The sequence below is a fragment of the Streptococcus australis genome (assembly GCF_019930045.1).
Classification (GTDB): domain Bacteria; phylum Bacillota; class Bacilli; order Lactobacillales; family Streptococcaceae; genus Streptococcus; species Streptococcus australis_D.
Map to the genome: position 1 here is coordinate 1 of NZ_JAHZQQ010000018.1, position 12,512 is coordinate 12,512.

The 12,512-nt window shown below is 42.6% G+C and carries 11 protein-coding genes and 1 other RNA gene; 2 read left to right on the top strand and 10 right to left on the bottom strand.

Going from position 1 to position 12,512, the window contains the following annotated elements; translation table 11 throughout:
* Positions 1 to 185: 185 nt before the first annotated feature.
* The 10 genes from K1J10_RS05010 to K1J10_RS05055 form a co-directional block, all read right to left on the bottom strand.
* Entirely contained in the window at positions 186 to 1,100 is a 915-nt protein-coding gene (locus K1J10_RS05010; RefSeq protein ID WP_223356076.1) for a hypothetical protein, read from the bottom strand.
* Positions 1,101 to 1,169: 69 nt separating this feature from the next.
* Positions 1,170 to 2,081: a hypothetical protein gene (locus K1J10_RS05015; RefSeq protein ID WP_023024612.1), complete on the bottom strand. Its 912-nt coding sequence runs from the start codon at positions 2,079 to 2,081 to the stop codon at positions 1,170 to 1,172.
* A gap of 17 nt (positions 2,082 to 2,098) precedes the next feature.
* The gene (locus K1J10_RS05020) at positions 2,099 to 2,845 is read right to left on the bottom strand and encodes a hypothetical protein (protein WP_223356077.1); all 747 of its coding nucleotides are present in this window, start codon (positions 2,843 to 2,845) and stop codon (positions 2,099 to 2,101) included.
* 10 nt (positions 2,846 to 2,855) lie between these two features.
* Positions 2,856 to 3,587 (bottom strand): hypothetical protein, encoded by a 732-nt coding sequence (locus tag K1J10_RS05025; protein WP_223356078.1) that lies wholly within the window; start codon positions 3,585 to 3,587, stop codon positions 2,856 to 2,858.
* 209 nt (positions 3,588 to 3,796) lie between these two features.
* Positions 3,797 to 4,591, bottom strand: coding sequence for a hypothetical protein (locus K1J10_RS05030; RefSeq protein ID WP_223356079.1), 795 nt, complete (start codon positions 4,589 to 4,591; stop codon positions 3,797 to 3,799).
* Positions 4,592 to 4,612: 21 nt separating this feature from the next.
* Positions 4,613 to 5,752 (bottom strand): hypothetical protein, encoded by a 1,140-nt coding sequence (locus K1J10_RS05035; RefSeq protein ID WP_223356080.1) that lies wholly within the window; start codon positions 5,750 to 5,752, stop codon positions 4,613 to 4,615.
* Positions 5,753 to 5,935: 183 nt separating this feature from the next.
* Positions 5,936 to 7,285, bottom strand: coding sequence for a glucose-6-phosphate isomerase (locus K1J10_RS05040; protein WP_049471948.1), 1,350 nt, complete (start codon positions 7,283 to 7,285; stop codon positions 5,936 to 5,938).
* Between the two features lie 537 nt (positions 7,286 to 7,822).
* An RNA gene (ffs, locus tag K1J10_RS05045) (signal recognition particle sRNA small type) lies at positions 7,823 to 7,918 on the bottom strand.
* Between the two features lie 38 nt (positions 7,919 to 7,956).
* Positions 7,957 to 8,469 carry a tRNA adenosine(34) deaminase TadA gene (gene tadA, locus K1J10_RS05050; protein WP_223356081.1) on the bottom strand — a complete coding sequence of 171 codons (513 nt, stop codon included), beginning with the start codon at positions 8,467 to 8,469 and terminating at the stop codon, positions 7,957 to 7,959.
* A 220-nt stretch (positions 8,470 to 8,689) separates the two neighbouring features.
* Positions 8,690 to 9,982: an adenylosuccinate synthase gene (locus tag K1J10_RS05055; protein ID WP_125335045.1), complete on the bottom strand. Its 1,293-nt coding sequence runs from the start codon at positions 9,980 to 9,982 to the stop codon at positions 8,690 to 8,692.
* Between the two features lie 375 nt (positions 9,983 to 10,357).
* On the opposite strand from K1J10_RS05055, the gene hslO reads away from it, so the two are divergent.
* Entirely contained in the window at positions 10,358 to 11,230 is an 873-nt protein-coding gene (hslO, locus tag K1J10_RS05060; protein ID WP_263285393.1) for an Hsp33 family molecular chaperone HslO, read from the top strand.
* On the top strand, positions 11,217 to 12,197 hold the full coding sequence (dusB, locus tag K1J10_RS05065) for a tRNA dihydrouridine synthase DusB (protein ID WP_223356082.1): 981 nt from the start codon (positions 11,217 to 11,219) through the stop codon (positions 12,195 to 12,197). Before hslO ends, dusB begins: the two co-directional genes overlap by 14 nt.
* The last annotated feature ends 315 nt before the right edge of the window (positions 12,198 to 12,512 follow it).

Below are 12,512 nucleotides of genomic sequence, written 5' to 3' on the forward strand. Positions count from 1 at the left end.
TTTAGCTTACAGAACTGCTTGTGAAGCTCTAGAGGATGAGTTCAAGTAAATGTTGCACTTATTCTTGCAATTTATCTCATCCAAAGATTTCATCACAAGGGAGCGTTCTGGACCAATAGAGACAAGCAGAGAGGCTAGATTTTTTTGACAACCTCTAAATAGGTAATCTAAGATGATTTCATTGATTATGATTTATCCTCAACACTCCTTATACTTTTCAAACGAAATTTTCCCTCAGTTTCATCAAAAGACATGAAGACGTTCATCTTATCCCTTGTAGTATAGACGATTGTAATTCGTTTGACTCCCCCAATAGCATAATTATTATGCATAAAGTCAGGAGTTCCTAATTCTTTTACAGCTTCTGTCAACTCTAGACCTTCTTCAGATGAAGCTTGCAAAGCCTTATAGTCTTTACTTGTTTTCGTGACTTCTCCTCTAAAACTTTTCCTAGTATAATAGGTCACACTACTGAGTTCCATAGAATCTTGTTCTTTCTGAAAATTAAGAGATAAGCGCCCTGTATCCCCGACGAGCTCATATTCTAATCCGATTCTCTGGCTACCGTCGGGGCTAGAGGACAGGTGACCAGAGACCGCTTTCCCAATCTGATCGACAATCTGCTCTGGCGTTACATTAGGTTCATTCGCTTTTCTCACTAAAGAAATGAAATCCTCTATGGACAATTCAATTCTGTGGCCCTTGTCAATATAAGGAGAATCTTCTCCAAAAAATGTAAATTCAGTTTTTACGGATGAATCTGTTGGGAGCTTCTCAGTCTTTTTAGTGGTTGAATAGGAATCTCTTTGATGGGAAAGGTATCTTACATAGTGGAGAGCCCCACAAAAGAGACACACAATGACGACAAGACCTATCCCTAGCTTCAGGAGACCACTGCGACGAGAAAACCAGGATGCTTTGAACTGGCCCATTTGGGATGCGTATACTCGATCTGATCTCGAATATTTGTCTTCCTCAAATTGATCTTTGGATTCAAATACCTCTCCTTGTGGTTGACCTTCTGAAAACACCTCCGGTACTTTTTTATTCCCCCCTGGCACTTTTGACCATTCTCGTTGAATTTTTCTACCTTTTTGCATTTCACTCTCCCTTATTCTCGTTTCTCAGGATGGAAGAAAACGGAATGAGACTCCTCCTTCTCACTTTAGTTATTCTTTTTTATCCTTTAATTTCGTCATACTTCCCAAACGGAAAAAATCTCCATCTTGATCAAAATACAAGGTAACTCGCATCTCATCACTTGCTTTATAGGAGATAGCAATTTGAGCCTCCGTCCCAGGTAAAAAACTGGAATAGAGCCAATCTGGTACTCCCAATTCTTTGATAGCTTCCATCAACTCCACCCCCTCTTGACCTGGCTGAGGAATAAGAGCACTATAATCATCACTTGTTCTTTCAGTTGATTCTCTCTGGCTTTCTAGGGTAAAATACTGGATCGAATGCAGAAGGAGGCGATTCTCCTTTTCACTAAAATCAAAGTCCAGTGCTGCTTTATTATCGGTAAGGAGATACGTCAATACACTTCCTCGACTACCATCAGAGTCTATACTCACATATCCATCTCTTGCTTTTCCTAATTGGTTGAAAATATCATCCATAGTAAGGTTGGCATCATTAATTTTTCTAATGTATGCGACAACCTCCTCTATATTGATATCAATTTTATGATTTGGGTCTGTATAGCGAGAGTTTTTATTAAAAAGATTTTTAAATTCCTTATCTGATAAACGAGCCTCTGTCCCCTTGCTTAATTTTACAGAGTGAGAATCATGCGCAGGTGATTTCACATATCGAGACACAATGTTAAAAAGGAACAAGAGGAACAGACCTCCTAGCACTAGCTTGAAGAAAATAGAGAAATGAGCTAAGTAAGACTTCTTAAGCACACTTTTTTGAAGATTCTCTCCACCATTTCGCTTCCCTGTTTTTGCTTCTTTGACCCTGCTTGGTAGTTCCATCCTATCATTCTGCAGATTACTTTTTGAAGAGAGCTCTGAAGAGATTTTATTTCCACCTGGGACCTTAGTCCATTCTCTCTGAATCTTTCTACCTTTTTCCATTCAATTTCTCCCCTCTATCAGGTAAGACTTGTAATCCCTTGAGAGTCCACCTGGCTCTTTCGCAACAAATAGCAAGAACCATCCATTATTTCAATCTCTAATAAATAAGATTTCCCCTTCTCATCCTGAAAGGATAGTTGAAATCCCTCCTGATCAGGGCTGATTTGGCGTCGGACGAAGGATTGTAGGCCCTGATAGTTGCCTAACAAGGCCTTCAGATTTATTTTTTCTCCAAGCTCCAAACCTTGATAAACTTTTTCTGAAAAAACTTTATTCCCCTCCCGATTTAGATTGGCTAGACTGGCGTCGATCTCTTCTAGCAGATAGCTCCCATCAGCCCCCTTGCTAAAAAGCAAACGGATGGAGGCTCCCTTTCCCCTATCGTCCCATCGATAGAGCAGGGAGAGACTGGGTTGCTTACTTGCTGTAGATTGAAAGAGAACTTTCTCTTGGGGGTGCCCCATCTCCTTCAGAAGGGTCTCCAGGCGACTTCCAGTCTGCTTCAGGCTACCGTTTTGGTTCTTTATCGACAGAGGGAAATGCTCGATCTTGTCCAAGGTCCATGGCGAATCCTTTTTTTCATTCGTTTCTTTTAAGAGTCGCTCCCCTTGAAATTCTTTCGCTTCAAAAGTTGATAAGTTCCTTATTTCACTTATCGCTGTAGAATTTTTCGGCGGATGACTAAGGACCTCTAACCCCATCCCTAGGAGGAGCGCTAGCAGCAGGAGACCAGGAATTGTTAACTTCTTGATGACTGTATCCATTTACTCCTCCTTATTCGACCTTGACTAGATGATAGCGAGCATCTTTTTGGGCTTGCAAAGTGAGAAAGACGAGCCCCTCTTGTGCACGGTAGGTTAGGACCAAAACTGTCTTTCCATCCTTACGATTCAAAAGCAATGATTGTGGCAAGCCAACCTTTTGTAAAATGTCTTCTAGTTTCATGCCAGTTTTCTCTTTCCCACTAGCAAGACTGGTCAAGGCTGCCTTTTTCAGCTGTTTACTTTCTATATTCTGCTTAGAGGTTGGTTGATAGCCCTGAATAGCTGTTAGATAGTAGCCATCCTTCATATGGGTAAATTCAAATTGGTATCTATCTCGACCATCTTGTGTCGTTCCATAGCTGAGACGAAGGAGCTGCGTTCTAGCTTTTGACTCAAGCCGAGCTTGCTTGGCTCCCCCTAATTTTTTGACCAGGGTCTCTGGTGTCGTCCCCTTGGTGCTTGGCCCAAAAGTCGCATCTCCTATTTTAAACTCCAGCAATTCCTCCAAATGCACCCCAACTTCTGGTCGATCTGATTTCGCCAGGAAAGCCTGCAGATAAGCTTCTTCCTTACGAAAGGTCACTTGCTGGTCTGGATTTAGCTGGTCTTGTGGCCTCCCAGAAGCAGCAAGACCGTAGCCTACGCCTAGCATTGCGAGGACCCCGAAAATAATCCCTCTTTTTTGGATGAAAGCTAAGAGGGTCTTCAGATGTTTTCCTGTTGTTTCCTTTACATTATCCATTCTGCGATCGTATCTGTATCCCTTTCCGTCCAACTGTTCACACGTGTTTCCTTTGTCAACATATCCTACTATACCATAAATAGCCAGTCCTCGCTAGAACAGAAAAAGATCTGAAACTGCTATTCCAGATCTTTTTAGGGTTTTAAGTGAATGGATTTTTCCTCCCTTACATCTTTCGAAAAGAATGAATGAAGAGCCCTTCTTCATCATCATTCTTTTTCAGATAAGAGGAAATCACCATCTGATTGTCTCACAAAAGTCAACCTATATTCAGAGGAACTTGAGGATTTAAAAGATACTCTCATTGTAGTCACAATATCATGAGTTTTGTAGTCCTCTTCTGCAGACATTGAAAGACTAGAAATAGTATGATCCTTAATCACTTCCTTGTAGGATACACCATCCTTACCAGTTTTGGCATCTCCCACTTTCAGTTTATCATAGTAAGATGAGGTCATAAAATCGTCCTCAGCTTCTTTATTATTTCCTGAATAATAGAGGTCTTTTAAATAATAATTGTCTCCATTCTTCTGAAACGTAAGGCGCATTTCACGAACAGTACGATAAGAAGGCAGCGTATCATCCTGATCTTCGTCTAACTCGCCCCATTCTAAATCAATTTTATCTCTTCGAAACGTGCCTTTCAAAGCCTTGCCATGTACATCCACGACATCTTCAATGCTTGTTCCTAAATCTGGAGTTTCGTATGTCCCAAACTCCAAATCAGCTAAATCATCAATGTTCCAAGAAAATTCTGCTTCTTCCGAATTAATATACTTCCCAGACTGATCACGTTTTGATTCCCCTGCGTTAGCTGTTGGGTGAAGGGCTGGTTCGCTACTTTTAGCATTTGTTGCACCAAAAGAACGGCCAAGAAATAGACCTGCAATGACTCCTAAGACTGCAAAAACACTAACACAAGCGATTAATAGACCTTTCCCTGGCTTCTTTTGATTACCAGTTTCTGGCACACCAAATGGTGCCTGTGATTGATTCATATCCATCTTTCATCTATCTCCTCTATATTAAAAACGTTCTGGACCAATGTATAAGAAGTCCCCATCTGGTTGTGCTAAGAAGCGTAATGTCTTATAATCGTCACCGACCTTAAAGTTTACGGTTGCAATAACACGAGTAGAGTCATACTCTTCTCCATCTGCAGTAGCTTTTGTTTCTGTTCCAATTCGAACAGCACTTGATTTACGCTTTTTCAAAACTTCTGATAAGGAAGTTCCACCTCTACCAGTTTTCTTATCTCCTGTTTTCAGATTTTTGAATTCTTTTGTACTTAACTCATAATCTGCAGAAGTTTCTTCATCCTCATCTTCTTCATCTGCATGGAATTCTTCTAAATCATAAGCTTCTACAGTTTTCAAATAATAATTGCCATCAACTTTTTCAAATCGGAAATAAACATTCTGATGTTCAGCATTCTTTGCGCGATCCCAATAAAGAGTGAGGCTATTCTTATCATACTCTACACTGGAAGCCAATCCATAGGTTTCAACAATCTGATCAGCAGTCAAACCATAACCATCCTTATTGGTATAACTCAAGGAACCAAGGTCTTTAAGAGTCCAGGTGAAAACAGCCTCCTTCTTTTCTGTAATGAAGCTGTTCTTTATCTTTTTCGCTTCTTCATTAGCGCGTTCTAAACGTTTTGTTCGATTAGCATCTGCTTGAGGCTTAGATGAATTTCCCCAGAAATAGCCAGCTCCACCACCAATTAATCCACCAAGAAGGAGTGCAAGAAGGGAAAAGACAACAAATTTCGTCAATCCACGCTTCGGTTTTGGCTGAACATTCCATTGCGATTGGAAGGCTTGAGGGTTCCCTTGTTGGTAGAACGGATTGTTTTCTACCTGAGGCGCTTGATTTTGGAAAAATTGTTCCTGTCCTCCAGCTTGTGGTCTTCCTACTGGAGAAGCCTGTTGAAAGCCTTGCGCTCCTGGTGCTCCAAATGGCTCATAAGCTGTTTGGCCATTTTGTGCTCCAAAAGGTTCTTGAACAGTCTGCCCCCCTTGTGCTCCAAAAGGTTCTTGGACGCTTTGACCAGTTTGAGCTTCAAGATGTTGTTGAACGGTTTGTTCATCTTGCGCTCCAAAAGGTTCTTGAACAGTTTGTCCCTCTTGTGTTCCAAAAGGTGTCTTGTCTTCTGTTGTCATAATCTCTCCTTTACTAAGAACCTTCGCCCGTCATCTTCCCCACTTTTTGTGACCATAGTTTGACGTGCAAAGTATAAATATAGTGGTTCTACTATATCATAAAATAGTCTATTTTTCCACCTCATTCTGAGATATTGAAAGCGATTAAAAAACGACCTCTTGCGAGATCGTTTTGTCTATTGATTAAAGACGAGCGTTGAGTTCTGCTCCAAGTTCTTCAAATCCTGGTTTACCAAGAAGGGCAAACATATTTTTCTTGTAGGCTTCAACACCTGGTTGGTCAAATGGGTTGATCGCATTCAAGTAACCTGAAAGGGCGATGGCCAATTCGAAGAAGTAGATCGTGTAGCCAAGAGTGAAGGCATCTTGCTCAGGAAGAGTCACGTACATGTTTGGCACGTCACCGTCAGTGTGGGCAAGAAGAACACCGTCAGTTGCTTTTTTGTTAACGAAGTCAACGTCTTTTCCTTGAAGGTAACCAAGTCCGTCAAGATCTTCTTCCAAAGTAGGGATGATCACGTTCTTACGTGGTTTGTCCACACGGACAACTGTTTCAAACATGATACGAGTTCCTTCTTGGATAAATTGACCCAATGAGTGCAAGTCTGTTGAGAAGTTAGCTGAAGTTGGGTAAATCCCTTTTTGGTCTTTTCCTTCTGACTCACCAGCCAATTGTTTCCACCATTCTGAGAAGTATTGAAGGGATGGCTCGTAGTTTACCAAGATTTCAGTTGCATATCCTTTACGGTAAAGGATGTTACGAACGGCTGCATATTGATAAGCTTCGTTTTCAGCAAGTTTGTCTGAAGTGTAGTCTTTACGTGCAGCGTTAGCACCTTCCATAAGGGCTTTGATGTCTGCACCTGATGCAGCGATTGGAAGCAAGCCAACTGCTGTCAATACTGAGAAACGTCCACCGATGTCATCTGGAACCACAAATGTTTCCCAACCATTTGCATCTGCTTCAACCTTAACAGCACCTTTTTGGCGGTCAGTTGTTGCGTAGATACGTTTGTTAGCTTCCTCTTGACCGTATTTCTTCACCAAGAGTTCTTTGAAGACACGGAAAGCAATCGCTGGTTCAGTTGTTGTACCTGATTTAGAAATCACATTTACAGAGAAGTCTTTATCTGCAACATACTCTACCAAGTCAGCAAGGTAAGTAGATGAGATGGAGTTCCCAGCGTAAAGGATTTGTGGCGCTTTGCGTTCTTCTTTTGTTTGCAAGTTAGCAAAGTGGTGGTTCAAGAAATCGATTGCTGCTTTAGCACCAAGGTAAGATCCACCGATACCGATAACAACCAAAACATCGCTGTCTGATTTGATTTGTTCAGCAGCTTTCAAGATGCGGTCAAATTCTTCGCGGTCGTAGTTTTCAGGAAGATCCAACCAACCCAAGAAGTCGCTACCAGCACCCGTTCCTTTACGGATCAATTCGTCTGCTGCTGTAACTTGTGCTTGCATGTATTCCACTTCATGTGGGGCAACAAATTTGTCTAATACTTTTGAATAATCAAATTTAATATGTGACATAGTATTCCTCCAATATTTCTTCTTCTCTATGATATCGCTTTACTGGGATTTAATCAAGGGAAACCATCCTGTAAAACGTTTTCATTTGCTAATTTTTTTATTTTCACAAATCAAGCAACAACGCAATAGCAATCGTTTGCATATAGGGCCTTATTTTGAGCGGAACAGACAAAAAAAGGGGGCTCTTCCGAAGCTCCATTTTCACGCTATTATTCTTTGAATCCACTAATGAATTTCGAGACGATGCTGGTGAGTTATCCGCCTCACGTCGCAAAGCTCCTCAGGGTCATTGTCTCTAAACTCATCTGCGACTTACAGTCTTGTTTCGTTAAGGTACTTTATCGGCACTTAATTGTTCTGCCTAAAATTAAATTTAGTTAAACAGTTTGACGCAGTAGCTGTTTGGTGTCTTCTTTCGCTTTTCAAGCTCAAAAAGAAACCTAATCAGCTTTGCGGGGGTGGAACTACGAACAAACGTTCTGTTCCACTCCCATCCATTGCTCTAGGATTCATCTACGCCTTGCAGGCTCGATTCATCAAGAGCAATAGAAAAGAGCACACAGTTCACTTCGCTTAGGGCTGCTGGATTCCTCCCCTGACCCGCTTCACGCAGAACTGTTGCTCCGATAGGTATTATATCATAATTTGTTCGATTTGCAAAGGTCTGGCTTTTATTCTTGTGTTTCGGCCTTGGCTGCGAGCTTGGCTTGTTTTTTTCGTTCCCGACCTTGGCGGAAGAAGGTCTGCATGATGGTTGCACATTCTGCTTCCAAGATTCCTGTTTCTACTTCCACCCGGTGATTGAGGCGCTCATCTGTCAAAATGTCATAGAGACTCCCTGCTCCACCGAACTTCTGATTGGTCGCACCATAGACTACCTGAGGGATCCGGGCCAGTCCAATGGCACCACTACACATGACACAGGGTTCAATGGTCACAAATAGGGTGGTATCCAGCAAGCGCCAACTCTCTTCATGCTGATTGGCTTCTTCGATCGCCATTACCTCCGCATGCATGACAGCCCGTTGCAATTCCTCTCGCGCGTTGTGACCACGTCCAATGATCTCACCGTCTTTGACAATGACACAGCCAATAGGAATTTCCTCATGGGCCAAGGCGATCTCTGCCTCTTTTAAAGCCTCTCGCATAAAAGCTTCTTTCTCTTCTAGGGTATAGTCTCTCACTTGTACACTCACTTACTTTTTATGTTCTTGTTCTATTATATGATGAAGCTACAAAAAAAGCCACCAATGGGTGACTTCTTATAGGGAGATGTTTATGAAAAAAAGTTTGGTTTCTAAACAAAGTTGGGAGGTCTTTATTTATGGTCTTAATATATCCCCCAGGTCTTAAAGTATTCTTAAGACTCAAAAAAGTTGAGATAGACTCTCAACTTTTATTGAATTATTTACTTGACCAGACGCTTTCAAGGATATTGGTTTGGTCACGATCTGGTCCGACTGAGAAGGTTGAAATGCGCACACCAACCAATTCGCCAATCCGGCGGACATAATTGCGGGCATTTTCTGGAAGCTCATCCAAGTGACGCACACCGGTAATGTCTTCTGACCAACCTGGCAATTCTTCATAGATTGGTTTGCAACGTTTGAGTTGCTCCAAGCTTGCTGGGTAGTAATCGATGCGTTCTCCATCCAAGTCGTAGGCTACACAGATTTTCACCGTATCCAAACCTGACAAAACGTCGATCGAGTTCAAGCTGAGATTAGTAATTCCTGAGACACGACGGCTATGGCGCATGACAACTGAGTCAAACCAACCAACACGACGTGGACGACCAGTTGTTGTCCCATACTCATGGCCGACTTCACGGATCCGATCCCCCACTTCATCAAAGAGCTCCGTAGGGAATGGGCCATCTCCAACACGGCTGGTATAGGCTTTACATACACCGACAACCTTGTCGATCTTGCTTGGGCCGACACCTGATCCAATGGTCACCCCACCTGCAACAGGGTTTGAGGAAGTAACAAATGGATAAGTTCCTTGGTCGATATCCAACATAACCCCTTGGGCTCCTTCAAAGAGCACGCGCTTGCCGTTATCCAAAGCATCGTTCAAGATAACAGACGTATCGGTTACATATTGCTTGATTTGTTGACCATATTCATAATATTCTTCAAAGATATCGTCAAATGACAGAGCCTCTGCATCATAGAGTTTGGTAAATTGACGGTTCTTTTCTTCCAAGTTGATGCGAAGGCGTTCCGCAAAGACATCGCGGTCCAAGAGATCCGCGATCCGAATTCCTACACGCGCAGCCTTGTCCATGTAGGCTGGTCCGATCCCTTTGATGGTCGTTCCGATTTTGTTATCGCCTTTAGACTCTTCTTGGAGACGGTCCAATTCGATATGGTAAGGAAGGATGACATGGGCACGGTCAGAGATACGAAGGCTATCCGTTGATACCCCTTCTTCATGGAGATAAGCCAACTCTTTGACCAATGATTTAGGGTTTACTACCACGCCGTTTCCGATGACAGAGATCTTTTCAGGGAAGAAGATACCTGAAGGAATCAAGTGCAACTTGAACTTTTTGCCGTCGATCACGATGGTGTGTCCAGCATTGTCCCCACCTTGGTAGCGAGCAATAACTTCTGCATTGGCTGATAGGAAGTCTGTAATCTTCCCTTTTCCTTCATCACCCCATTGGGTTCCTACTACAACAACTGATGTCATAATTCTTTTTCATATACCATAGATAGTTCCCTATCTATGCCTTTCTTCAAACTAGGGGCAGGAGTCTCACCTGCAAGTTTGTCTTACACCCTATTATAAGAAATTTCCTTGTTTTTTTCAAGGTCAGCTATTTCTTTGCTTAGTTTTTTACCCTTAAAATCTGCTTCTCATTTTCCGAACATCCATCTTTTGACCTGCATTTCCAATATTAAAAAATGATCGTTCGTCTTTTACCCTCTTTTCTCCCTGAAACAGATCCTATTCTATTCAGTTTCTAAGCAAAGCTCTCCCCTGAAAGATTTTCTTTCTTCACCGTCTAAATAAATCAAGTTACTCCCTTCACCTCTTTTCTTTTTTTATGCTAAAATAGAAGCTATGGACAAAATTATTAAAACTATCTCAGAAAGCGGCGCTTTTCGTGCCTATGTACTAGACAGTACAGAAACTGTACGAACTGCCCAAGAATATCATCATACACAAGCTAGCTCCACGGTCGCACTTGGCCGTACCCTCATTGCCAGTCAAATCTTGGCAGCAAATGAGAAAGGAGATACTAAAATTACAGTCAAGGTCCTTGGAACTAGCTCACTCGGGGCCATCATCACCGTGGCTGACACTAAAGGAAATGTCAAAGGCTACGTGCAAAATCCTGGAGTGGATATCAAGAAGACGGCGACTGGTGAAGTCGTAGTCGGACCATTCGTCGGAAATGGAGAATTCTTAGTCATCACCGACTACGGCACAGGCAATCCTTATCACTCTATGACTCCTCTTGTGACAGGTGAAATCGGAGAAGACCTGGCCTTTTATCTGACTGAGAGCCAACAAACACCTTCTGCGGTTGGGCTCAATGTTCTTCTTGATGAGGAAGACAAGGTCAAGGTTGCCGGTGGCTTCTTGCTCCAGGTCTTGCCAAATGCCAAGGAAGAAGAAATCGCCCGCTTTGAAAAACGGATCCAAGAAATGCCGGCTATTTCAACCCTTTTGGCATCTGAAGACCATATTGAAGCACTTCTTGCCGCCATTTATGGGGATGAACCTTTTAAACGCCTCTCTGAAGAAGAAATCCGCTTCCAATGCGACTGTAGCAAGGAACGCTTTATGGATGCCTTGGCTAGCTTGCCAGTCCAAGACCTTCAGGAAATGAAGGACGAAGACCATGGCGCAGAAATCACTTGCCAATTCTGTCAGACAACCTACCACTTTGATGAAAATGACTTGGAGGAACTCATTCGTGACAAATCTTAATACACCTTTTATGATTGGGAACGTCGAGATTCCAAACCGGACGGTCCTAGCACCTATGGCCGGAGTGACCAACTCAGCTTTCCGGACCATTGCGAAAGAACTCGGAGCTGGCCTTGTGGTCATGGAAATGGTCTCTGACAAGGGGATCCAATACAATAACGAAAAGACCCTGCATATGCTCCATATCGATGAGGGAGAAAATCCTGTATCGATCCAACTTTTCGGAAGCGACGAAGATAGCCTAGCACGCGCAGCTGAATTTATTCAAGAAAATACCAAAACTGATATCGTGGATATCAACATGGGCTGCCCCGTCAATAAAATCGTCAAGAACGAGGCGGGTGCCATGTGGCTTAAAGATCCCGACAAGATTTACTCTATCATCAATAAGGTTCAATCTGTCCTTGATATCCCCCTCACTGTTAAAATGCGGACAGGTTGGTCAGACCCTTCTCTAGCAGTTGAGAATGCCCTCGCCGCTGAAGCTGCAGGTGTCTCTGCCCTTGCCATGCATGGACGGACTCGGGAGCAAATGTATACGGGCCACGCTGACCTCGAGACCCTTCACAAGGTTGCACAAGCCCTAACTAAAATTCCATTTATCGCCAATGGTGACATCCGTACAGTTCAAGACGCTAAGCAACGCATCGAAGAAGTCGGTGCCGATGCGGTCATGATTGGCCGTGCTGCTATGGGCAATCCTTACCTCTTCAACCAAATCAATCACTACTTTGAAACAGGAGAAATCCTGCCTGATTTGACCTTTGAAGACAAGATGAAGATTGCTTATGAGCACTTGAAGCGCTTGATCAATCTCAAGGGTGAGCACATTGCCGTTCGCGAATTCCGTGGCTTAGCTCCTCACTACCTCCGTGGTACCTCAGGCGCAGCCAAACTCCGCGGAGCCATCTCGCAAGCAAGCACTTTGTCTGAGATTGAAGAACTTCTTCAATTAGAAAAAGCTTAATGACAAAAAAACAGCATCAAAAGGTTGATGCTGTTTAAAATATGCACTAACTATTTTTTACATAAAATAGCTAGCTGGTTTTTCAAAAAAACTGACTTAATTTTTTTAGTCAGTTAAGTAAATCTAAAACTTTCCGCTGTGAGAAAAGTGCCTGAAACACAAATGTTTCAGGCACTCGGAATTATTGAGATCTTTGGCTCAATAATTAGTCATGGAACTTCGAAGAAGTTCGCTGACGTCCGTACTCACTTAAGGAAAGTTTTTAGAAGAACTTATCTTCATTTGACGGCATCAACTTTTTGATGCTGTTTTTGT